19 protein-coding genes are annotated in these 22,704 nt (G+C 73.0%); 6 read left to right on the top strand and 13 right to left on the bottom strand.

What is annotated here, in order from left to right; all coding sequences use genetic code 11:
• Positions 1-39: 39 nt before the first annotated feature.
• Together treY and IE97_RS43040 are read left to right on the top strand one after the other, a co-directional pair.
• Complete coding sequence (gene treY / locus IE97_RS0117410) at positions 40-2,448, top strand: malto-oligosyltrehalose synthase (RefSeq protein ID WP_030240323.1); 2,409 nt, start codon at positions 40-42, stop codon at positions 2,446-2,448.
• The gene (locus tag IE97_RS43040) at positions 2,351-2,698 is read left to right on the top strand and encodes a DUF6192 family protein (protein ID WP_234310790.1); all 348 of its coding nucleotides are present in this window, start codon (positions 2,351-2,353) and stop codon (positions 2,696-2,698) included. The genes treY and IE97_RS43040 overlap by 98 nt, the downstream gene beginning before the upstream one ends.
• On the opposite strand, the gene IE97_RS0117405 is transcribed toward IE97_RS43040, so the two are convergent.
• The 3 genes from IE97_RS0117405 to IE97_RS39310 all read right to left on the bottom strand — a co-directional run bounded on the left by IE97_RS0117405 (position 2,616) and on the right by IE97_RS39310 (position 3,732).
• On the bottom strand, positions 2,616-2,840 hold the full coding sequence (locus tag IE97_RS0117405; RefSeq protein WP_030240319.1) for a hypothetical protein: 225 nt from the start codon (positions 2,838-2,840) through the stop codon (positions 2,616-2,618). The two genes, IE97_RS43040 and IE97_RS0117405, sit on opposite strands and share 83 nt — an antisense overlap.
• A gap of 258 nt (positions 2,841-3,098) precedes the next feature.
• Positions 3,099-3,278, bottom strand: coding sequence for a hypothetical protein (locus IE97_RS0117400; protein ID WP_030240314.1), 180 nt, complete (start codon positions 3,276-3,278; stop codon positions 3,099-3,101).
• A 58-nt stretch (positions 3,279-3,336) separates the two neighbouring features.
• Positions 3,337-3,732 (bottom strand): hypothetical protein, encoded by a 396-nt coding sequence (locus tag IE97_RS39310; protein ID WP_051705018.1) that lies wholly within the window; start codon positions 3,730-3,732, stop codon positions 3,337-3,339.
• 220 nt (positions 3,733-3,952) lie between these two features.
• Here IE97_RS39310 and IE97_RS0117390 point away from each other — a divergent pair, with 220 nt between their 5' ends.
• Positions 3,953-4,885: a helix-turn-helix domain-containing protein gene (locus tag IE97_RS0117390; RefSeq protein ID WP_030240309.1), complete on the top strand. Its 933-nt coding sequence runs from the start codon at positions 3,953-3,955 to the stop codon at positions 4,883-4,885.
• 516 nt (positions 4,886-5,401) lie between these two features.
• On the opposite strand, the gene IE97_RS0117385 is transcribed toward IE97_RS0117390, so the two are convergent.
• Positions 5,402-6,352, bottom strand: coding sequence for a LysR family transcriptional regulator (locus tag IE97_RS0117385; RefSeq protein WP_030240305.1), 951 nt, complete (start codon positions 6,350-6,352; stop codon positions 5,402-5,404).
• A gap of 90 nt (positions 6,353-6,442) precedes the next feature.
• Between IE97_RS0117385 and lpdA the strand changes: the two genes are divergently transcribed.
• Entirely contained in the window at positions 6,443-7,864 is a 1,422-nt protein-coding gene (gene lpdA, locus IE97_RS0117380; RefSeq protein WP_030240302.1) for a dihydrolipoyl dehydrogenase, read from the top strand.
• Between the two features lie 171 nt (positions 7,865-8,035).
• Complete coding sequence (locus IE97_RS0117375) at positions 8,036-9,286, top strand: M14 family zinc carboxypeptidase (RefSeq protein ID WP_030240298.1); 1,251 nt, start codon at positions 8,036-8,038, stop codon at positions 9,284-9,286.
• Between the two features lie 17 nt (positions 9,287-9,303).
• Here the strand turns inward: IE97_RS0117375 and IE97_RS0117370 are convergent, their stop codons facing one another.
• On the bottom strand, positions 9,304-10,644 hold the full coding sequence (locus tag IE97_RS0117370) for a M14 family zinc carboxypeptidase (protein ID WP_030240293.1): 1,341 nt from the start codon (positions 10,642-10,644) through the stop codon (positions 9,304-9,306).
• Positions 10,645-10,820: 176 nt separating this feature from the next.
• Positions 10,821-11,372 carry a DUF1707 and FHA domain-containing protein gene (locus tag IE97_RS0117365; protein WP_030240288.1) on the bottom strand — a complete coding sequence of 184 codons (552 nt, stop codon included), beginning with the start codon at positions 11,370-11,372 and terminating at the stop codon, positions 10,821-10,823.
• A gap of 172 nt (positions 11,373-11,544) precedes the next feature.
• Here IE97_RS0117365 and treZ point away from each other — a divergent pair, with 172 nt between their 5' ends.
• Positions 11,545-13,290 (top strand): malto-oligosyltrehalose trehalohydrolase, encoded by a 1,746-nt coding sequence (gene treZ, locus IE97_RS0117360; protein ID WP_030240286.1) that lies wholly within the window; start codon positions 11,545-11,547, stop codon positions 13,288-13,290.
• A 35-nt stretch (positions 13,291-13,325) separates the two neighbouring features.
• Here the strand turns inward: treZ and IE97_RS0117355 are convergent, their stop codons facing one another.
• The 7 genes from IE97_RS0117355 to IE97_RS0117325 all read right to left on the bottom strand — a co-directional run bounded on the left by IE97_RS0117355 (position 13,326) and on the right by IE97_RS0117325 (position 22,668).
• Positions 13,326-14,279 (bottom strand): aminoglycoside phosphotransferase family protein, encoded by a 954-nt coding sequence (locus IE97_RS0117355; RefSeq protein ID WP_030240283.1) that lies wholly within the window; start codon positions 14,277-14,279, stop codon positions 13,326-13,328.
• Between the two features lie 47 nt (positions 14,280-14,326).
• Positions 14,327-15,454 carry an aminopeptidase P family protein gene (locus tag IE97_RS0117350; RefSeq protein ID WP_030240280.1) on the bottom strand — a complete coding sequence of 376 codons (1,128 nt, stop codon included), beginning with the start codon at positions 15,452-15,454 and terminating at the stop codon, positions 14,327-14,329.
• A gap of 204 nt (positions 15,455-15,658) precedes the next feature.
• Positions 15,659-16,243: a PDZ domain-containing protein gene (locus IE97_RS0117345; protein ID WP_030240277.1), complete on the bottom strand. Its 585-nt coding sequence runs from the start codon at positions 16,241-16,243 to the stop codon at positions 15,659-15,661.
• A gap of 142 nt (positions 16,244-16,385) precedes the next feature.
• Positions 16,386-18,551 (bottom strand): germacradienol/geosmin synthase Cyc2, encoded by a 2,166-nt coding sequence (gene cyc2 / locus IE97_RS0117340; RefSeq protein WP_030240273.1) that lies wholly within the window; start codon positions 18,549-18,551, stop codon positions 16,386-16,388.
• Between the two features lie 113 nt (positions 18,552-18,664).
• Entirely contained in the window at positions 18,665-19,855 is a 1,191-nt protein-coding gene (locus IE97_RS0117335) for a damage-control phosphatase ARMT1 family protein (RefSeq protein ID WP_030240269.1), read from the bottom strand.
• Positions 19,856-19,939: 84 nt separating this feature from the next.
• Positions 19,940-20,587, bottom strand: coding sequence for a ScbR family autoregulator-binding transcription factor (locus tag IE97_RS0117330; RefSeq protein WP_030240254.1), 648 nt, complete (start codon positions 20,585-20,587; stop codon positions 19,940-19,942).
• Between the two features lie 281 nt (positions 20,588-20,868).
• Positions 20,869-22,668 carry a S8 family peptidase gene (locus tag IE97_RS0117325; RefSeq protein WP_030240250.1) on the bottom strand — a complete coding sequence of 600 codons (1,800 nt, stop codon included), beginning with the start codon at positions 22,666-22,668 and terminating at the stop codon, positions 20,869-20,871.
• Positions 22,669-22,704: the final 36 nt, after the last annotated feature.

The raw sequence follows: 22,704 nt of genomic DNA, 5'->3' as shown, positions 1-22,704 counted from the left end.
CCCCCGCCTGAGGGCGGGGGTATCCACGGAGGAATCCAGATGACACCTGAGCGACCTGACCCGGTGGTGCCCACGGCCACGTACCGGCTGCAGCTGCAGCCCGAGTTCCCCTTCGGGGCCGCGGCGGCCGTGGTGCCGTACCTGGCCTCGCTCGGCGTCTCGCACCTGCATCTCTCCCCCGTCCTGGAGGCCGTGCCGGGTTCGGCGCACGGCTACGACGTCGTCGACCACGGTCGCGTGCGCGAGGAGCTGGGCGGCGAGGAGGGGCTGCGGGCCCTGGCGCGCACCGCGCGGGAGCACGGGCTCGGCCTGGTGGTGGACATCGTCCCGAACCACATGGCCATGGCACCTCGCCACAACCGCGCCCTGTGGGAGGTGCTGCGCGAGGGCCCGAAATCGGCGTACGCACGCTGGTTCGACATCGACTGGGAGGCGCAGGACGGTCAGGTGCTGCTGCCGGTCCTCGGCGGGCCGCTGGGCGAGGTCCTCGACGAGCTGCGCGTCGACGGTGACGTGCTGCGCTACCACGACCATGTGTTCCCGCTGCGCGAGGGCACCGAGGACCTGCCGCTGCCGCACCTGCTGGACGCGCAGTGGTACCGCCCCGTGTGGTGGCGGCTGGCCCGGACCGAGCTCAACTACCGGCGGTTCTTCAGCATCTCCGAGCTCATCGGGGTGCGGGTGGAGGACCCCGGGGTGTTCGAGGCCACCCACGACAAGATCCTCCAGCTGCTCCACGAGGACGTGATCGACGGACTGCGCGTCGACCACCCCGACGGCCTCGCCGACCCCGACGGCTACCTGCGGCGGTTGCACGAGGCGACGGGCGGCCGCTGGACGGTCGTGGAGAAGATCCTGGCCGACGGCGAGCACCTGCCGGCCTCCTGGCCCGTCGCGGGCACCACCGGCTACGACGCCCTGCGGCACGTGGACGGGGCGTTCACGGACCCGGCCGGTTTCGGGGATCTCCTGGGGCAGTACCGGCGGTTCGCGGCCCCGCAGACGGACCGGGGCGGGCAGTGGGAGGCGACCGTACGGCGGGCGGCGTACAAGGTCCTCACGCACGAGCTGGCCACCGAGACGGACCGGCTGACCCGGGTGGCCGCCCGCCTGTGCGCGACCTCGCCGGAGCCGGCCCTGCGCGACCGCGCGCCCTGGGCACTGCGCACCGCGCTGCAGGAGCTGCTGGTCCGGATGGAGGTCTACCGGCCGTACGAATCGGTCGACGCCGCGTCCGTGGTCACCGAGGAGGCCGCCGCCGAGGCCCGGCTCGCCTTCACCGTGCCCGAGGAGGCCGGCGCGGTGGACGTCGTACGCGACCTGGTGCTGGGGCGGTACGGCGACGGGCCCGCGCAGACCGAGTTCCGGACGCGGTTCGCGCAGACCTCGTCGGCGCTGCGGGCGAAGTCCGTGGAGGACACGGCGTTCTACCGCTACGTGCCGCTGCTGTCGGCGACCGAGGTGGGCGGGAACCCGGGCGGTCCGGCGCTGACGCCGGAGGAGTTCCACGCGTACTGCGCGCGCGTGCAGCGCGACTGGCCGGTGACCGGGACGGTCGTCTCCACGCACGACACCAAGCGCAGCGCCGACGTCCGGGCGGCGCTGAACGTGCTCACCGAGTGCCCCGACCGCTGGGCGGACCTCCTCGCCGAGGTGACGCGCACCGGCGAGGGCGTGCCGGACGCGCAACTCGCGTGGGCGGCCTGGCAGACGGTGTTCGGGCTCGGCACAGCGGACGAGGACCGGGTGCAGGGGGCGCTGCTGAAGCATGTGCGCGAGGCGGGCCTGTACACCAGCTGGACCGAGCAGGAGCCGCCGTACGAGGAGGCGGTGGCACGGTTCGTGGCGGCCGGGCCGTGCGGGGCGCCGGGCGAGCGGGTCGCCGCGTTCCGGGACTCCCTGGCGCCCCACATCCAGGCCAACGTGCTGGGCACGGCCCTGGTGCAGCTGACGATGCCGGGCGTTCCCGACGTGTACCAGGGCACGGAGGCCGAGTACCGGGCGCTGGTCGACCCGGACAACCGGCGGGTGGTGGGCTTCCCGCCCGGGGAGTCCGGCGAGCCCGGTGAGTCCGGTGAGTCCGGTGAGTCCGGTGAGTCCGGCGGGACGTCCGCGGAGAAGCTCGCGGTGACGCGCGCGGCGCTGGGGCTGCGGGCCCGGCGCCCGGACGCCTTCGGCGACACGGCGACGTACGCGCCGCTGGCGGCCGAGGGACCGGCGGCGGGCCACTGCCTGGCGTTCGTCCGCTCCGGCGAGGCCCTGACGGCCGTGACGCGCCTGTCGCTCCGGCTCGCGGAAGCGGGCGGCTGGCGCGACACCCGGCTGCCCCTGCCTGCTGGCCGCTGGGCGGATGTCGTGGAGCCGGGGCGTGAGTTCACGGGGCACGCGCGCGTGGCGGAGCTGTTCGGGCGGTTGCCGGTGGCTCTGCTGGAGCGGGTGGGTGCGTGAGGCGGGGTCGACCACACTGACGGAACAGGAGCGGTTCGCCGCGGTCCTCACCCTGCCGGGCAAGACCCTCTGGTCGGCTGACGAAGCCAGACGCCGGGTCGGCCGCCAGGTCGAGCACCCCATCAAGCCGCAGGAGAAGGTCAGCGCGATTCACCCTCGCGAGGGACCTAGACGTCGCCGCCACCGTCATCAGCGACTTCCTGCGCGGCCCGGCGGTGGTCTCGCGGGTCAGGCAGGAGGAGCGTCTTGACCGGGCCTTCCGTGCACGGCAGCGCGTCGGTCAACTCGAGCAGCGCATCCGTGCGGGCGGGCAGACAGGCGTGGAAGCCGGTCCGGAACCGGGACAACACGGTCAGGGACTCGATGTGGGTCGCACCGTCCAGCAGACTCACGCCCCACGGCCCTTGTCGAACGTCGACTTCAGCGAGAAGACATGATCACGCAAAGGCCGCCCTGCGGTCTGCAGAACGACGAAGCCCCTGGTCAGCTCAACGAGCTGACCACGGGCGGACCTTAAACGCCAAGCTCAGGCGCCGCTGTCGCCGGAAGAGGTGGAGTGGGTGGCAAGTTCCTCGCGGGGGCCGGGCTGCTCTGGCAGCCCGGCCCCCGTCCCCCGGTTTCCCCCGTTCCCCCGTTGTTCTCCTACGGATCTAGCTCATGGAGTCCGAGGCGCAGCGGGACCCGCTGTCCCACGGGTACTTCTTGCCCAGACAGACGTACACACGGACCGTCCCGCTGCCCGCCCCGTTGGACTCCCAGGAAATGGGCTCCCCACCGGAGGTGGAGGTGTCGTCCACCGCGAGCGGGCCGTAGCGGCCGTTCGCGTCCACCTCATCGGTTTTCCTGGTGGTCGGTGGCAGTGCTGGTGTGGGTGTCGGTGCCTGCGGGTCAGGCGGCCCAGCTGCCGGTGGACTTCGCGTCCGAGCGGAACTCGAAGGCGAACAGGGCGCCGTCCTGCACGTTCCTCGCGATGACGTTCCACTGCCCGGCGCGGGCAAGGGTGTAGTTCGCCTGGCACTCCAGGCGGCCGCTGGTCTCGAAGCAGACCTTCACGTAGCGGTTCGTGTTGGGCTTGATGTTGATGTCGGCGCACGCGCTTGAGGTGCTGAACACATCACCGGCCGGGAGCCAGTACGTTCCGGCCGGCTTGAGGTAGCTGTTCGCGCTGCCGTAGCAGGAAGCCGGCGCGATGTCGTGTGCCTGGGCCGCCGGAGCGAGGCCGAGGGCGCCGCCCGCGAGTACGGCCGATATGGCTGTCGCGGCGATGCGCTGACGCATGGGCATGAGGTATCCCCCTGGATCGACGAGTCGGGTGGGTGCTCCGGCCGGGGCAGCACCGAGCCTGCGGGGGTGGGCCGGACATGGACAAGAGCCGTCGCTGTCCCGGACAGCCCACTGACTGTCCGGCGTGGTCAGCGCCTTGTCCGGGTCTTGTCCGGATCATGAGGACCGTGACGGGAAACGGGATTGTGCGGCCGTTCGAGCAGGGCCGACGATGTGCGACATGGAGATCAGGGGGAACGCGGGCCGCCAACAGGCGTGTGACGCCGCCGAGTTCATCGCCGCCATGCGGGAGCTCAAAGAACGGGCGGGGCTGACGTACCGCCAGTTGGAGGAGCATGCCGCCGAGCACGGCGATGTGTTGCCGCGCAGCACCCTTGCCGATGTGCTGCGCGGCCGGACCCTGCCGCGTCCGGAACTGCTGGCCGCCTTCGTACGAGCCTGCGGGGACGGTGAGCGGGCGGCGCAGTGGCTGGCGGCCCGGGACGGCCTCGCCCGAGGGGAGGTCACCGAAGAGAGAGGCGCGGATCCGAGGCGGGGCGTCCGCCTCGGTGCGCGGGTGTTCGGGGTTCCCGTCCTGCCGGCGTCGGTGGTCCTGGTGGCGCTCCTGGCCGCCGCCGTCTGGGCTCTGGTCCCCTCCCGGGACGACGGCGGCTCGAAGGGCGCCGGGGGCGGGGGCATCACCGCGGCCGACGCACGGTCCCAGCTACCCAAGGGCCGTGTGCAGATCCGTCCGGCCCTGGCGAACGGCCTTTGTCTGACGGACGGTTACAGCAACCGGTACAAGTCACTGGTCGCCGTGCAGCGGCTGTGCGACGAGGTCGCGCCCCAGGAGACGACGCTGGTTCCGCTCGGCGGGAACACCTTCCGGATCCGTTGGTACCACCCCGATCACGGCCCCGGCTGTCTGAAGGCCCTGGCCGGGGGGCCGGGTTCCGGGCTGCTGGAGCCGTGGGACGACTGCGGGAAGACGACCCCGTTCCGGATCGCGCCGGCCGGGCCGGACGGAAGCCGACGGTACTCGCTGCGTATCGACGGCCGGGGCTGCGTGGCCATCGGTGAGGCGGACACCACGGAGGGAGCCGAGGCCGTGGTGGAGCCGTGCCGGCCGAAGGACAGCCAGGTCTTCGTCATCCGGTCGGCGCCGCGAGCTTGAGAGTTCACCTCGCCGTTCGAAAACGACCCTCTGCCGTGCCGACTGGGCGTTTTCATCCGATTCGGGCCCCGGCGTGGGCGCGTTGATCGCGCGCGAAAGCGCCGGTCAGAGGTGTTCAAATCCGAAGGTTAAATCTCAAGCTTAGCCCTGCAAAGAATCGCGAACCCGACAGCGCTCGCAATGCGGCCTGTATGGACCGCGGCGCAGAGGCGAGCGTGTCCGCCTTGGGGGCACAACGTTCGGATCTGTCTCGGCGACCGCCCGCCACCCATGCAAGCAGCAGTTCCTGCTCGCGGCCCTGCGCCACGTCATCCGAGGTGTAGCGCGGCTCCCCCACGGCCAGCAATCGGCCAGCGGGTCGCAACAGGTCCCCGTAGAACGCCATCGCCATGTCCGCTGCCTGTGGCTGGGCACGCATGCGTGAACGCCCCACGGCCCGCCTGCGCGACCGTCGGCCGCCCCCGGCCCCCGCGCTGCTTGTGCGCCCGTCCGCTTTCCCCCTCTCCACCCGCCTGCCTACGCGACCGCCGTACCGTCCTCCGGACAGTCCTGGTACGCGCGCAGGGGCGGATCGGAGACCACACGCGAGTGCGGCCACGCCAACCGCAACAGGTCAACGAAGGCCTTCGCGGCGCCCGTCGGCGGTACGCGCGAGAAGACGGTCAGCGTGCGCTTCCAGGGCGGGTCCGGGCTGAGGACGACGCAGTCCTCGCCGACCGCGTCGCGGACGAGGTGGGCTGGGGCGGCGCAGACGCCGACACCGGCGGCGGCCATCCGTACCGCCGTCGAGGTGTGCTCGGTGAAGACGGCGGTGCGCGGAGTGAAGCCGGCCCGGCCGCACGCCCGGTCGAGGAAGCGTTCGCCGCCGACGACGGGTTCCATGGCACAGCGCACCCAGGGACGGTCGGCGAGCTCCGGCAGGGTCACCGTCGTCCGGCCGGCGAAACGGTCGTCGAAGGGCACCACGAGAACGATCTCCTCCTCGCCGACCGGCACGACGGTCCCCGGCCGGCCGGTGGGCGCCGGGCCCACGGCGAGGTCGGCGGTGCCGCGCTCGACCTGCTCCTCCAGGGCCTCGGACGTCGCGTACTCGTGGAGGTGCAGCAGCACGCGTGGATGGGCGGCGCGCCAGCGGGCGAAGATGTCCGGCAGGACGCCGACCGCGACGGAGTGAACGGCGGCGACATGCAGTTCGCCGCCCTCGGCGCCGGCCGCGGCGCGGGCCGCGCGACGGGCCTGGACCGCGCTGCGCACGGCGAGTTCGGCGTGCGGCCGGAAGGCGCGTCCCATGGGCGTCAGGCGCACACCGCGCGGCATGCGCTCCAGGAGCGCGCCCCCCACCGACCGTTCGAGGGCCTTGATCTGGTGGGACAGCGCAGGCTGCGAGACGTGCAGGAGCTCGGCCGCGCGCGTGAACGACGCCTCCTCGACGACCGTCAGGAAGTACTCCATCTGCCGCAGGCTCACGGCCCTCCCCCAAACCCATAAACACCCTGCATGGATTCCACAAGAACATTGCCTTGGACTCATGACAAGGTCCGGGCGGAGTCTGAGGACATGAACGCAGACGGCAGAAACACAGCGGACGTGATCGTCATCGGCGGCGGGACCGGCGGCTACAGCACCGCCCTGCGCGCCGCGGCCCTCGGTCTGGACGTCGTGCTCGTCGAGCGGGACAAGGTCGGCGGGACATGTCTGCACCGCGGCTGCATTCCGAGCAAGGCCATGCTGCACGCGGCCGAACTCGTCGACGGCATCGCCGAGGCACGTGAGCGGTGGGGCGTGAAGGCGACGCTGGACGCCGTCGACTGGCCGGCCCTGGTGGCCACGCGCGACGACATCGTGGCCCGTAACCACCGCGGTGTTCAGGCCCATCTCGCGCACGCGGGTGTGCGGGTGGTGAGGGGAAGCGCGCGGCTGACGGGCCCGCGGTCGGTACGGGTGGACGAGGTGCGCGCCGAGTGGGTCGCGCGCCGGGGCCTGGTGCTCGCGACCGGCTCCCGGCCGCGCACACTCCCGGGGCTCGTGCCCGACGGGCGACGTGTGGTGACCAGCGACGACGCCCTCTTCGCGCCCGGGCTCCCGGCGTCCGTGCTGGTGCTCGGGGGCGGCGCGATCGGCGTGGAGTACGCCTCGTTCCACCGCTCCCTGGGCGCCGAGGTCACCCTCGTGGAGGCCGCCGACCGGATCGTGCCGCTCGAGGACGCCGATGTGAGCCGTCATCTGACGCGGGGTCTGAAGAAGCGCGGCATCGACGTGCGGGCCGGCGCGCGGCTGCTGGACTCCGAGGTCCTCGACGACGGGGTGCGCGCCCGCGTGCGCAACGCCCGGGGCGAGACCCTCACCGTGGAGGCCGAGCGGCTGCTGGTGGCCGTCGGGCGGGCCCCGGTCACCGAGGGACTGGACCTGGCCGCCGCGGGCCTCACCACGGACCAGCGCGGCTTCGCCGTACCCGCCGACTGGGACCGGCTGGAGACGGCCGTGCCCGGTGTCCACGTGGTGGGCGACCTGCTGCCGCCGCCGTCGCTCGGGCTGGCCCACGCCTCGTTCGCGGAAGGGCTGCTGGTGGCCGAGACGCTGGCGGGTGTGCCGTCCGCCCCCGTGGACTACGCGGCCGTGCCCCGGGTCACCTACTCGTCGCCGCAGACCGCGGCCGTGGGTCTGAGCGAGGCAGAGGCACGCGTGCGCGGGCACGAGGTGTCGGCCGACAGCATGCCGCTGACCGCCGTCGCGAAGGGCATGGTGCACGGGCAGGGCGGCATGGTGAAGGTCGTCACCGAGGCGGGCGGCGGACGCGTGCTGGGCGTGCACCTGGTGGGCCCGCACGTGTCGGAGATGATCGCCGAGGGCCAGCTGGTCGTCGGCTGGGACGCGGAACCGTCCGACGTGGCCCGGCACATCCACCCGCACCCGACCCTGTCGGAGGCGGTCGGCGAGGCGTTCCTGACCCTGGCGGGACGCGCGCTGCACCAGCAGTAGGCGCAAGGGGTCCTTGCACTGTGTACGCAGGTCTGCTCACCATGCCCGCAGGTCTGCCGCTCAGTTCACGCCATGCTTCCGGGCGCCCCCTGGAGCCTCCCCCGCCGGGCTCTTGACACCGCACCACGGCCGTGGGGTACTGCGACTGCCGACTGGGCGGACGTAACGGGGGTGGGTGTCCTGCCGGAGCTGCGCTACCCGACGGTGACCGAACTGGTCCGTGCTGCCCGGGCGTTGACCGCCCACCGGCCCGGCGTCTGCGTCTTACGGCAGGTGGGTACCTCACGCGCGGGCCGGCCCCTGCACCTGCTGTCGGTGGGCCGCGCCCGCCGTGCCGTGCTGGTGGTCGCGGGCGCCCACGCCAACGAGCCGACGGGCTCCTGCACGCTCCTCGCGGTCGCCCGGCGGGTGCTGGAGCAGCGGGAGTTGCGCGACGGCGTCTCCTGGCACTTCCTGCTGTGCGCGGACCCCGACGGGGCGAGCCTGCATGTGACACCGGCACCCCGCAGCCTGTTCGACTACCACCTCGGCTTCTTCCGGCCCGCGGGCCCGGAGCAGCCGGAGTGGGCGCCGTCCGTGCTGCCGCCGGACCGGCTGCCCCCCGAGACCCGGGCCCTGACCGGCGTCATCGACGAGCTGCGTCCGTACCTCCAGGTGACCCTGCACGGCACGGACCTCGGCGGCAGCTGGGTGCAGCTGACGAGGGACGTGCCGGGGCTGGCGGAGCCGTTCGCCAAGTCGGCGGCGGAGCTGCACATCCCGGTCGAGACCGGCGCCTCGGACGCCGCGGGCTGGCCCGCCTCCGGGCCGGGGGTGCACGTGATGCCCGCGCCGGGCGTCGGACCGGCGTACCCGAGCCTGCCGGACGACGTACGGCACAGCACCTGGTACCACGCCCACCGGTACGGCGGTCTGACCGCGGTGGTCGAGGTACCGATGTGGGCGAGCGACCTGGTGGACGACCCGGCTCCGCATCCGGCTCCCGCGGCGGCGATCGGGCGGCTCGCGCACCGGCTGCGCCGGGACGCGCTGGAGGTGACGGGGGTGCTCGACGGCGCGCTGCCCCGGCTCGACGGCCTGGACGGGCCGTTGCTGCGGGCGGCCCGGTGGGGTCTTGAGCTGGTGCCGGGGCTGGCCGACGACCTGGTCCGCACGCCGCCGGCCGACCGCACCAGGGCGTACGTCGGCAGCGTGGACGCGTTCGCGCGCCGGGTGCCGTTGCGGGCGGCGGCCATGCTGCTGCGGGTGCTGCGGGGTACCGACGACCGGGCGGCGAAGCGGCTCGAGGAACTCGTCGCGACGTGGAGCGATGCCTTCGCAGAGCGTTTCCGTGCCCGTTGGGTGCCCTTGGAGAACCAGGTCGAGCACCAGTCCCGCACGGTGGTGGCGGCGGCGCTGCACGCACGTGAGGAGACGCAGTAGGCGACCGTCTCCGACCGCTACGGCACGGCTGCTCCGGACCCCTGCTCCGGCTCGCCGGCGGGTGCGCGCGAGGGCGGGTGCCGCAGAGCCAGTTCGAAGGCGGAGAGCACCACGCGTGCCTGGTACTCCGCCTGGCGGGCCACCGGGATCCAGCGCGCCGCGCAGCCGTCGCGGTAGTCGGCGCTCCACTCGTCGATCAGCAGGTCCAGCTCCGGCAGTGCCCCGGCCGGGTCGTGCCCGGTGGCGCGCACGAGCTGGTGCAGCAGTCCGGCGGTGCGCAGCGCCAGCCGCCGCCCGGAGATGCGCAGGGCGGCCAGGTGGGCGGTGCTCAGGGGCGGGAGGGGGTGGGCCGCGCCGTCGCCGGTGTCCGGGTCCCAGGCGTCGGCGAGGCCGGGGCAGACCAGTGCGTAGTCGTCGACCGGGGCGAGCAGCCGCGCCGCGTCGGGCACGGCGGCGAGGTGCGGCCGGATCCGGGCCAGCAGGTGCCGCAGGATCGTCGTGTCGTGGCGCAGGGTGCGGCTCACGGCACGCAGTACGGCGTCCCGGTCCGCGGGCGGGGAGCCGTCCGCCACGGCCGCCACGGCCCACATGGGCGCCTCGACGACTGCGGTGACGGTGCCGTGCCGGTGCGGGTGGAACCACGTCGACTCGACGGCGGCTTCCGTGATGGCCGCGGCCAGGCCGGCCCGGCGCGGTGGCGGGATCCGGTACACGGCGGGCCCGAGGCCGGGCCAGTACAGGGCGTCGTAGGCGCCGAGTTCGCGGGGGATGCCGAGCCGGGCGGCGGTGTGGGCGAGGCGCTGGGCGAGGCCGGGCAGGTCGTGGGTGAGTTCGACGAAGCCGCCTCCGACGTCGACGCCGTGCAGGGAGCACTGGAGGAACGGGCGCAGTTCGTCCTGGACGTCGAGGAGTGCGCGGGTCTCGGGCAGTGCGGCGCCGGCCGCGCCGTCGGGCAGCCACTCGGGCTGTTCCAGGAAGCCGGGCCGGAAGAAGTTCCGGAAGTACCGGCCGAGGGTGTACGGGCCGGTCAGCCAGCCCTCGTTGCGGCGCAGCCCGTCCGGGTCGAGGCACAGCAGCAGGTTCCAGGTGGCGTCGGCGCCCTCGGTGAGCGCCGGGTCGGCCAGGGCCCGCTCGGCCAGGCGCAGCACGGTGGCGCCGCCGACCGGTTCGTTGGCGTGGGGGCCGGCGACGACGAGGGCCTGGCGGCTGCCGTGGCCGATGGAGAGCAGCCACATGGGTGTGCCGGCGCGGGAGGTGCCGACCCGGCGCAGCCGGCTGTCCCGTGGGTGGCGGGCGACGAGGGCGGCGGCCCGGCCGCCCAGTTCGTCGACGGTCGGGTAGCGCGGGAGTGGCGGCAGGGCACACCTCCCCTGTGCGGTGCTGTCGCTTCACCAGCTGTGCATGGCGTACGCACAGTGAGTCACGACTTCAGGGGTACGTCAACACCGAGGATGGCAAAGGACTTTCGGCCATCTTCGCGGAGGCGACAGTTGGTAATGCCCAGGCCAGAGCTGAGGCGGGGCTTCGTTTCCGGTCAGTCGGCCGCGAGCCGGAACAGCATCCGCCCGAAGCCCACCTGGTCGCCCTCGCGGACGACGGCCGCGCCGACGACGCGCCTGCCGTTCACCGTGGTGCCGTTGGTGGAGCCGAGGTCGCGCAGCACCCACATGCCGCCCTGGTGGCGGAGTTCGGCGTGCACCCGGGAGACCGTCTCGTGGTTGAGGCGCAGTCCGCTGGCGGGGTCGCGGCCTATGCGCAGCGGATGGCCGTGCGCCGGGTGGGGCAGCAGCAGCTTCGGCAGCCGCTCGGCCCGCCAGGCCCTACGCAGCCGTACGGTGAAGCCGGAGACCGCCTCGACGGTGCCGAAGACGACGCGCGAGAACCGGCTCTCCGTGGGCAGGTCCGCGGTGAGCACGGCGAGTTCGTCCGGGCGGCGGGCGGCGAGCGCCAGTTCCATGCGGCGGACGAACGTGTCGTGGGACAGGCGGCCCATGGCGGCGCCGTCACGGAGCACCTTCAGCGCCCTGTCGCGCTCCGCGTCGGAGAGCCGCGCGGGGTACGTGTTGAACTCGAAGGACGACGTCACCCGGTGATTGTCGGGCAGCGCGGCCGGGCTGTCCAGAAAACGGGAGAACGGCCGCCACGGGCGCGTACCCGGCGACACCCGCCGCAAATGGGCGGATGCACCGGCGGATTGATCTTTTTTGACGCACCATGGACGGGCTACGTCACGGTGAGCAGACGAAGGGGAACCGTCCGTGCAGTTCGAGGTGTGGGCACCGCAGGCCGGCCGTGTGACGCTCCAGTGCGACGGCGTCACGCGGGCGTTGGAGCGCGATCCGGAACGGTCCGGGTGGTGGTGGGGTGAGGCGGACGCGCGGGACGGGTCCCGGTACGGTTTCGCGCTGGACGACGGTCCGGTGCTGCCCGATCCGCGTTCGCGCCGGCAGCCGGACGGACCGGACGGGCTGAGCGCGGTCGTCGACCACGAGCGGTACGCGTGGCGAGCTCCGTGGCGGGGGGGCCCGCTGCCGGGGGCGGTGCTGTACGAGCTGCACGTGGGGACGTACACGCCCGAGGGCACCCTGGACGCGGCCGCCGAGCGGCTCGGGCATCTCGCCGAACTGGGCGTCACACACGTGGAACTGATGCCGCTGTGCCCCTTTCCGGGCACGCACGGCTGGGGCTACGAGGGCGTCTCGCTGTGGGCGGTGCACGAGCCGTACGGCGGGCCCGAGGCGCTGAAACGCTTCGTCGACCGGGCCCATGAGCTCGGGCTGGGCGTGGTGCTGGACGTGGTGCACAACCACTTCGGGCCGTCGGGCAACTACCTTCCCGTCTTCGGGCCGTACCTGACGGACACCCACCACACGCCCTGGGGCGCCGCGGTCAACCTGGACGCGCCCGGCTCGGACGAGGTACGCGCGTTCCTCATCGGCAGCGCGCTGGCGTGGCTGCGCGACTACCGGCTCGACGGGCTGCGCCTGGACGCGGTGCACGCGCTGGTGGACACGCGTGCGCTGCACTTCCTGGAGGAGCTGTCGACGGCCGTGGACGCCCTGGCCGCCGAGGTGGACCGGCCGCTGTTCCTGGTCGCCGAGTCGGACCTGAACGACCCGCGGCTCATCACCTCCCGCGCCGAGGGCGGCCTCGGGCTGCACGCGCAGTGGAACGACGACTTCCACCACGCCCTGCACACCACCCTGACCGGGGAGTCGCAGGGCTACTACGCCGACTTCGCGCGGGCCGGCCTCGGCGGCCTGGCCAGGACGCTCACGGGGGGCTGGTTCCACGACGGTTCGTACTCGAGCTTCCGGGAGCGGCACCACGGGCGCCCCCTGGACCGTACGCGGGTGGCCGGGCACCGGCTGCTCGGCTACGCCCAGACCCACGACCAGGTCGGCAACCGCGCCCAGGGGGACCGGCTTTCGGCGCTCCTCTCCCCCGGGCTGCTGGCCTGTGCGGCCACGCTGACCCTGACGGCGCCGTTCACGCCGATGCTCTTCATGGGCGAGGAGTGGGCGGCGAGCACACCCTGGCAGTTCTTCACCGACCACACCGACCCGGAGCTCGCGGACGCGGTACGGCGGGGCAGGCGGCGGGAGTTCGCGGCGCACGGCTGGAAGGAGGAGGACGTTCCCGACCCGCAGGACCCGGCTACCCGGGACCGCTCCTGCCTCGACTGGTCGGAGCCGGAACGCGAGCCCCACGCGCGTGTGCTGGCCTGGTACCGGCAGCTCCTCGCGCTGCGCCACGAGCAGCCCGACCTCACCGATCCCGACCTCGCCGACACCAAGGTGGCCTACGACGAGGAGCGCCGCTGGATCGCCTTCCGGCGCGGGGACGTCCTCGTGGTGGTGAACCTGGCGCGGGAACCGGCGGCACTGGCACTCGGCGTCCCGCACGCACGCGTCCTGGCCGCGTGGGAGCCGGTGGAGACTCCGGGGGCGGACGGGGTGGTGCATGTGCCCGGGGAGTCGGGTGTGGTGCTGTTGCAGGGGTGACCACCCCACGTGACGACGCCCTGCCGCCCGACCCGCTACAGGGCGTCGTCCGTGTCCCGCAGATCCGTCACGCGTTCCAGCAGGATCGGCTCCCAGGCGTGGCGCAGCCGCGTCCGCAGTGCGGTGAGCCGGGTGGCGTCCTTGCCGGTGAGGGCCTCGGCGAGATGGGCGACGCTGTCGCAGCGGGCGAGCCACAGGCCGCGCAGGCAGGGCCGGGCGCCGTAGCCGGCGAGGGTGGCGGCGCGTACGGCGGCGGGCGAGCCGACGGCGAGGGCGAGGCCCGCGATGTCCTCGGCCGGGTCGCCGACGACCGCGCCGGCCCAGCCGAGGACGCCGCGCACCCGCCCGTCGGCGCTGACCACGAGGTGCCCGCCCGTGAGGGAGTGGTGGGTGAGGACCACCGAGCCGGGCTGGGCGGCGAGCTGGGCCGCGGCGGCCGCGGTGAGCTGGTTCAGGCGGGCGGCGTCGAACTCGTCGGCGTCGGTGAGGCGCTCCGCGGCGCGCACGGCGGACCGGCGCAACGCCTCCAGGGAGCGCGGAGCGGTCCGCGGTACGCCGATGCTCTCGGCCTGCCGGAGCGGCACCTCGCGCAGACCCGTCAGCAGTCCGGCCAGATCGGCCTCGCCGACGGCGGACACGTCGTGTTCCTCCCCCGAGCCGCCCGGCACCTTGGTGTCCAGCGTGTAGGTCAGCCCGGGTGCCCACTCGCCGTGCGCCACGCTGGCCGGCACCGTCACCGGGATGTGCGGGCGGACGAGGTCGCGCAGGCGCAGTTCGCGGCGCTGGCGCAGGGTGGCCTCGCGGTCGGGGGCGAGGCGCAGCACATGGCGGGTGCCGACCCACCAGGTGGCGGGTTCGGCGCCCGTGGTGGCGGGCCGGACGTCGGGGCCGTCGCCCTGCTTGGTCTCCTTGCCGCCCTTGCCGTCCTCGAGCAGGGAGCGGACCAGCCTGCGGACGGTGTCCGCGCTGGGTGTCGGTGCCTGGGTCATGGTCGCGCCGTCGTCGTTCGGGAGGGGTGCGGGGGACATCGCTGGCGTCACTCCACTATGACGAGCTCACGGGAGGTGCTGTTCAGCCGCCGCCCGCCGGCCTCGGTGACGGTCACGATGTCCTCGATGCGCACCCCGAACCGGCCGGGCAGGTAGATGCCGGGTTCCACGGAGAAGCACATGCCGGGCACGAGGGGCTGCTCCTCGCCCTCGATCATGTAGGGCGGCTCGTGGGTGGTGACGCCGATGCCGTGTCCGGTGCGGTGGATGAAGTACTCACCGTAACCGGCGTCGGCGATGACCGCCCGGGCGGCCCGGTCGACGTCCTGGCAGGCGGCGCCCGGCCGCACGGCGCGGAAGCCCGCTTCCTGCGCCTCGCGCACCACATCGTGGACGCGGCGTTCCTCGTCGGTGGGCTCGCCGACGTGGACGGTGCGGGAGGTGTCGGAGCCGTAGCCGTCCTTGAGGCCGCCGAAGTCGAGGACGACCATGTCGCCGTGTCCGATGACGCGGTCGCCCGCCTCATGGTGGGGGTTGGCCCCGTTCGGGCCGGAGGCGACGATGGTGAAGTCGACCGTCTCGTGCCCGTGGCCGCGCAGCAGCCGGTCGAGATCCGCGGCCACCTCGGACTCCCGGCGGCCGGCGAAGCGGACCTTCCGGATCTGTTCGAACGTCGCGTCGGCGGCGGCTCCGGCGGCCGTCATGAGGTCCAGCTCGGCCGCGTCCTTGACGGCGCGCAGCATCGGCAGGGCCTCGGTGAGCGAGGTGTAGGAGCTGCCGGGCATCGCCTGCCGCAGCGCCAGCAGGTGCAGGGCCCAGGCGTTGTCGCTGATGCCGAACCGCCCGTTGGCGTCCAGCAGGGCGGCGGTGGCGGCGTAGGGGTCCTTGCCGTCGGTCCAGTCGCAGAGGGTCAGGGCGGGCGCGCCGGCCGCTCTCCGGGCGTCCGGGGCCTCCAGTGCCGGGACGACGAGGACGGGGTCCCGGCCGGCGGCGAGGACCAGCAGGGTGAGCCGTTCGGTGACCGCCGGCGGTGTGTAGCCGGTGAGCCACACCAGGTCCGGCCCCGGGGCCACCAGCAGGCCCGCGAGACCGGCGTCGGCGGCTGTCCGCGTGGCGCGCTCCATGCGGGCCCGGTAGTCGTCGGCGGTGAAGGACGCGGCCGTGCTTCCGGTCATTCCGGGCCTCCCAGGACGGACAAAGGGGCTACGGGCAGCATCCTGCCCGGCCGGAGGGGGCGGCGCGAGCCGTCTGCGAACTTCGTCCGGGCGCGGCTCCCGAGATCGGAGGATCGCTCAAGCATGACAACCCATGCCTGTGCGGGCGACGGAGCGCGCCGAGCGGGTGCGCGGCCGGCTGGGGTGGTTCCCGGGACGGCCGGGTCACGCGACGACGGCCGGTACGACCGTCAGCTGCTGATAGCCACCGCTGCGGTGCCGGACGGTCAGCCTGACCTCGGAGCCGGGCCGGGCGCGGGCGACGGCCCGGGCCAGGTCGGCGGCCGTGTCGATGCGGGTCGTGCCGAAGGCGAGCAGGACATCGCCCCGGACCAGGCCGGCCGTGTGCCCCGGTCCGGGGACATGGACGCCGACGACCCGGGCTCCCGGCTTCCGGGCGTCCATGACCTGCACGCCCAGCGTCGCGGTGGCGGGCACGACCGCGGCGGCGGACGGTGAGGGGCCGGAGAGCGGCGGCGTGGAGCCGGGGAGCGACGGCGCGGAGCGCCATCTCGGCTCGATGACTCCGCTCTTGCCGATCACCGTGGCGCCCATCGCCCCGAGGCCGACCCCGGACAGGACCAGGGCCGCGCCGACGAACCCCGCGAACAGCACGTTGAGGAGCCGCCGTCCGGCCCGGCGGCACACGTGCCGGCGCGGCCGCATCCCCCGTCCGGCCCGGGTGGCCGGCACGGGCCCGTCGGGCTCCTGACCCGGCATCGGTTTGGGTCGCAGCGCGGTCTGTTCCATGGCTCCCCTCCGGATGGTGCGGATCGCCGCCGGTGGACGCGGAACGATCACCGCTGGTGCTCTACCCCGGACATCGGCGCACGATGGGCCACGAACGAGTGAGACTGACCGGCGCCGACGGGGTTTCGTGCCCCGCGCCGTCTCAGCCGAGGGCCGGCACGGGCCTGGCGGGCGGCCGGTCCGGGAGGAAGCCGTGGGCGCGCCGGGCCAGCCACTCGGCCTTGTAGCGGTCCACCTCGCGGTGCCAGTTCAGGATGCCCGCCATCCAGTTGCGCAGGTCCGTCACGTGCTCCCCCATGGCGGCGCGCGCCTCGTCCGTGAGCTGGAAGTCGTCGTAGAGGACGGGCAGCTCGTGCTCGACCACATGCTCGAACTGCCGCATGCGCTGGCTCATCAGGTCGTGCACGACGCCGAGGGCGGCCGGGTAGTCGCAGCCGAAGAAGGACTGCACGACGAGGATGGCGTTGTGGATCTCGCCCTCGTACTCGATCTCCTTCTGGTACGAGAAGACGTCGTTGAGCAGGCAGGCGAAGTCCATCGCCGCGTTCTCCAGGGAGCGGACCGGTCCGCTGCGGTAGACCTCGGGCGGCACCGCCGGGCCGTGGCCCATCCGGCAGAGGCTCAGGGTGAGGTCGGAGCCGAAGGTCGCGCGGCGCATCTCCAGGTAGTCGACGGGGTCGGGGACGCGGTTCTGGAGCTGGTTGGACAGCTCCCACACCCAGCTCTCGGTCATGGCGTTGATCGCGTCCTTGAGGGTCTGCCGCGCCGCGGGCGTCATGTCGGCGGTGGTGCGCAGCCACAGGTCGGCCAGGCCGCGCTCCATGGCGTTGGCCGGGGCCAGTGGCTCCTCACCGGCGACCGGCATGCAACCGGACAGGCGTGCCGTGGTCAGGCGGGCGGCGGCCAGGTCGCGGCGGTGGCCGTACACCAGGGGGTAGTAGTCGTCGCCGTAGGTGCCCCAGGCGAGCCACTGCGCGCTGAGATCGAGGGCCTCGGGAGTGGCGTCCGGGTCGAGGCCCGCGGAGCAGAGCGGCAGGTCGTAGGCCCGGAGCTTGTCCTCGTCCCAGACGCCCTCGGCGAGGATGCCCATGCGGGCGACCCACCCCTTCAGGTTGCGGCGGGCGGCGTCGAGGTGCGGGCTGAGCGTCAGCGGGAACGGCATCCGGATGTCGGGGATCCGGGCCGGTCCGACCTTCTGGTACGGCACGTGCGTGTACGCCCGCAGACGCTCGGCGCCGGCCGAGGTGAGCAGGGCGCGTACGTCGGCGGCCGAGGTGCCCGGGCCGCTGCAGCCCGGCCACGGGCTGCCGCCGCGCGCCGCGTTCCGGTTCATGTAGCGGCTGGAGCGCATGTGCCACTCGTGGCCGCCGGACTGCCAGTCCTGAAGCCCCTTGGCGTACGCGGCCACGGCCGCGATCTCGTCCGGGGTGAGGCCCTGCTCCAGGGCCACCGCGGGCACTTCGGTGAACGCCGTGTGCTCGAACTGCTGGAGCCGGGAGGTGAGGACGTCGTTGACGGTGTCCGCGGCCTCCTGCGCGGTGCAGTCGAAGAAGGTCTCCAGGACGAGCACGCCGTTGCTGTTCTCGCCCTCGTCCTCGACCTCCCGCTGGTAGGAGAACAGGTCGTTGCGCAGGTGCACGGCGTCGGAGAACGTCTCCATCAGCACCCGCAGCGGCCTGGACTCCGCCACGGAGGCGGGCACTTCGGCGGTCGCGTACTCCACGAGCCCCGCGGACCAGGGCGCGCCGCCCACCTTGCGGCGCATCTCGATGTACTCGACGGGGTTGGCGATCCGCCCCTCGTTGATGTTGGACAGCTCCCACAGTGACTCGTTGAGCAGATGCTCGGTCGCCACGGCGAAGCGGCGGCGCCAGTCCTGGGACATCTTCGGCACCGTACGGGCCCACAGGTCGGCGAGGCCCGCCTCCACCGGGTTCTCCGGTTCCGGCAGGGGAGTCGACAGGTCCAGCGGCATGAACAGCGGCAGCCGGTCCAGATGGGCCTTGCCGGCGACGCGGTCCTGGCTGCGCTTGTACATCTCCAGGAAGTGGTCGTCGAAGAAGAAGACCCACACGTACCAGTCGGTGATGAGGGAGAGGGCCGTGCTGTCGCAGTCGGGGTGGGTGTAGGCGCACAGCAGGCCGTAGTCGTGTGCGTCGAGGTCGGCCTGCTCCCAGACGCCGGATCCCTCCAGCATGCCCATCTCGCGCGCCCACCGCGTCGAGTGGGCCCGGGCCTCGTCGACATGGGGGTTCAGCCGCGCGGGGTGCGGCAGGTAGAAGTGCGGGAGTTCGAACGGCTGCGTCATGGCCGGGCCCTACCCGGCGCCCCGCGGCGGCATCCACGGGGCGGGACATGATCACACCATCGCGTGAAACGCGGCCGAATGCGGGGAAGTTCTCCCGGGACGGGTGGCCTGACCTACCGGGGGCTCCTCACCTGGATCAGGGCGTGCGTGCCGCTGGTGCGCCAGCGCTGGTCCTCCGCCGCGACCAGCTCGGCCTCCATACGGCTGTCGAGGCCGGTGATCACGTCGGACTTCAGGGTGCGCAGGGCGGCGACCGGGCCGGGGAAGTACGCGGTGACGTCGGTGAAGGGAGTCGTGGGGGGCCAGAGCCGGTCGCCCACCAGACGGCGGTAGTTGAGGTCGCCCTTGACGATGGTGAGCGTGGCCGAGGCGAACTCGGCGCGCAGGTCCTCGGGCATCTCCTCGTAGGGCAGCGGGGCGCCGGAGAAGGGGTGGGCGCGCAGGACGAGCCGGCCGTCTGCCAGGGCGGACCACAGGTGCCGTCCGTGTGCGGCGGCCGCTCCCTGGGCGCGGGTGAGGCGGCGCAGTGCGTCGACGACGTCGGCGGTGGTGGCGTCGGAGACGTAGTAGGGGTACGGCTTGACGTGCAGGACGGCCCGTCCGATGCGGCCGCTCGCCAGGAGGTGGGCGATGAGGAGGAGATCGGGGACGAGTTCGCGGCCCGCGTTGTCGGCGACCAGGCACAGCGTGCCCTCGCCCGTGCCGGTGGCGTCGAGCAGGGCCCACAGCCGGTCGCTGTCGTCGGCCACCAGGCCGGGCGCGGCGTCCGCGTCCCGCGCGCCCTCGGCGGAGAGACGGAAGCCGAGGTCGGCCCGGTTGCCCCAGAGGGAACCGTGCAGCAGGGCCCGGTCCTGGTCGTCGGCGGGCCGGTCCGCGAGGTCGTCGAGGGCGGCCAGTTCCTCGTCGGTCTCAGGGGAGTCGAGTTCGGCCAGTTTGAAGGGGCGGAAGGGGTCGATGCCCTGCCAGGGGCCGGGGCCGAAGTAGCCGACGGCCTGGAGCAGTCGGCGGTAGAACCAGCTCTCGGACCAGAGCCACGGCACGTCGAACCAGGACCGGCCGGCGTGGTCGGACGCTCCCCAGGTCTCCCAGAGGTCCCGGTCGTGCGCGTCGGCCGGGAGGGGTTCGATCTCGCCCTGGGTGCAGTTCGCGAGCAACTCGTCGAGTGCGCGGTGCTGCCCGGGCTCGTACGGGAAGGCCTCGCGCACCTGCCGGATGATCGCGGGGTGCCGCTCGGCCAGCACGCTGTGGGGGAAGGAGCCCGGCTGGTTGCCGAGGAGCACGGGTGCGGATGCGGTGTCGGGCATGCGGCTCACCGTAGCGCGCGGACCTCGTGGGCCGGCGAGCGGCCGGTGTCCCGGCCGGCCCGGTCCGTGTTCCGGCCGCGCCTCTCAGACGGGCGCGAGCTCCCGCTCCAGGCGGGCCGCCAGGCTCAGGTAGCGAGCGCGTCTCGTCACCGGGACCAGGCCGCGGATGAGTATGGTCCACATCTCCGCCGTCCTGCGCGGCTGGCGGTCGACGGGCTCGCGGGAACGGCCCACGACCCGGGTGCCGACGAAGAAGCAGACGAGGGAGTGGGCCACGACGTCGATGTCGATCTCGGGGTGGACGTCGGACTCCTTGACCGCGGCCACGAGCCGGGCCGTGACGATGTCCAGCCACTCCGTGAAGGGGTGGCTCAGCGGCGGACGGGGCCGGATCCCGCCGGTGGCGAGCCGCAGGCCGGCCCGCAGGACCGGATCCTCGACGGACATGCGGGTGATGCCGAACGTGAGGCGCATCAGCGCCTCCAGGGAGGTGTGGCCTCGGTTGTCGGTCTCCTCCGCCAGCCGTCGGGCGGTGTGCGACTGGAGTTCGAGGATCGCCTGAGCGAGATCCTCCTTTGCGGCGAAATGGAAGTAGAGGGCACCCTTGGTGACCTGAGCGTGTTCCACGATGTCGCTGAGACTGGTCGATTCGTAGCCGCGACGGTCGAACAGGTCAGCGGCGGCCGTGATGATCGTCGAGCGGGTCTGCTCGGCTCGCAACTGCCTCGCCATCGGCTGAACTCTCCCGGGACGGAAATGAACGGGTCATGCCGTTTGTTTTTACCGCCCGTACACGATAACTCACCCTTAGGGGGCGCTCACCACACCAGTGTGCCGGAGTGCGGGTGCACATCCGGCAAAACAATCGCAACTGGTGAAAGAAAACGGCGCGTTCGGTATCTAACTGTGGGGGTTGTGCGGCCACGCGTAAAGGCGGGCCGGCCGGTGCCCCATCCGCACCGGCCGGCCCGCCCGCTCGTGGCCCGATCCCGTTCAGAGTTCCCGTGACGGGATCAGAAGGTCAGCTTCCAGCTGTTGAGCGTCCCGGTGTCCTGCGCCGCGGTGTCCTGGACACGGAGCTTCCAGGTGCCGTTCGCGCTCTCGCCGGAGGCGTTGACCGTGTAGGTGGTCTTCACGTCGTCGGCGGAGTCCGAGGCGGCGGACTTCAGGCGGTACGCCGAACCGTCCGGCGCGACCAGGTCGATGACGAGGTCGCCGCGGTAGGTGTGGGTGATGTCGACACCGACCTGGAGGGCCGAGGGGGCGTTGCCGCTGCGGCCGGTGACGCTGATCGGCGACTCGATCGCGGATCCGTTGTCCGGGATGGCGACGGCGGTGGTGCTGGAGAAGGTCGTGCCGGTGGACGAACCGCCCTTGACGGCCTGGACCGTCTTGGCGGCGTCCGCGAGGCCCGCGCCGCAGCCGCCGGAGCAGGTGCCGGGCAGCGCACGGGCGTTGGCCTTGATGGCCGACTCGATCTGCGCCGGGGTGAGGGCGGTGTTGGCCGACTTCATCAGGGCGGCGAGGCCCGCGACGTGCGGCGTGGCCATGCTGGTGCCCTGGTAGTAGGCGTAGTTCTCGCTCGACGGCGTCTTGGTTCCGGAGTTCAGCGTGGAGAGGATGCCGTTCGCCGTGGCGGTGCGGGTCTCGCCGCCGGGGGCCGCGATGTCCACGAGGGAACCGTAGTTGGAGTACGAGGCGCGGCCGCCGGCGCGGTTGGTCGCGGCGACCGTGATGACGTTGCCGCAGTTCGCCGGCGAGGCATTGGAGACGTTCTGGTTCTCGTTGCCGGCCGCGACGACGACCGCGGTGCCGCGGTTCACGGCGCCGTTGATGGCGCTCTGGGTGGCGGTGGAGCAGGCGCCGCTCCCGCCGAGGCTCATGTTGATGACCTTGGCGACGTTGGTGTTGGCGGGCACACCGGAGACGGTGCCGCCGGAGGCCCAGGTGATGGCGTCGATGATGTCGGAGTCGTAGCCGCCGCACTTGCCGAGGACACGGATCGGGGAGATCTTGGCGCCGTAGGCGACACCGGCGACACCCTTGCCGTTGTTGGTGGCGGCGGCGATGGTGCCGGCCACGTGGGTGCCGTGCCAGGAGGAGTTGGAGGCCGGGATGCCCGCACCACACTCGTTGGCGTTGTACCAGTCGCCCGGGTCGGCCGGGTTGCTGTCGCGGCCGTTGCCGTCGACGGACACGGCGGTGTCGGAGATGAAGTCGTAACCGCCGACGATGTTCGCGGCCAGGTCGGAGTGGGTGACGTAGCCGGTGTCGATCACGGCGACGGTGACGCCGGTGCCGGTCGTGGTGTCCCAGGCGGCCGGGACGTTCATGCCCGCGGTCGACTCGAACAGGTCCCACTGCTTGCTGTACTCGGTGTCGTTCGGCGTGACGGCCGTCGGCTTGTTCAGGCGGTCCGGCACGACGTAGGCGACCTGCGGGTCGGCCTGGTACTGGGCGACGACGTCGGCGACGTCCGCGCGGGTGGGGTTGGTGCCGAGCTCGACGAGGGCGGCGCCGGTGCCGAGGCGGCGCTGGAAGTCGATCTCCTCGCCGGTCTTCTCGGCCTTGGCCGCGGCGTCTTCGGCAGCGGCCCTGTTCGACTTGGCCTCGGAGGCGCCGGACTTGTAGCCGACGATGAGCCGCTCGGCCGGGGCGCCGGGGGCGGCCTCGGTCTGGGCTGCCGGGACGGCGGCGGGCTGCGGGGCGGACTCCTGGGCGACGGCGACCGAGGCGGGGGCGGCGGTCAGCAGGGCGGCGGAGACGACGGCGACGGATATCAGCTTCCGTCTGAGCTCTGGGGAGGTACGCACTGTCGTTGCCTTTCGTTACCGGACTCCGGGCTGGAC

This window comes from Streptomyces sp. NRRL S-455 (assembly GCF_000717875.1).
Taxonomy (GTDB): domain Bacteria; phylum Actinomycetota; class Actinomycetes; order Streptomycetales; family Streptomycetaceae; genus Streptomyces.
Note: the sequence above shows the minus strand (reverse complement) of the source record. Positions and strands in the feature narration are given on the sequence as shown.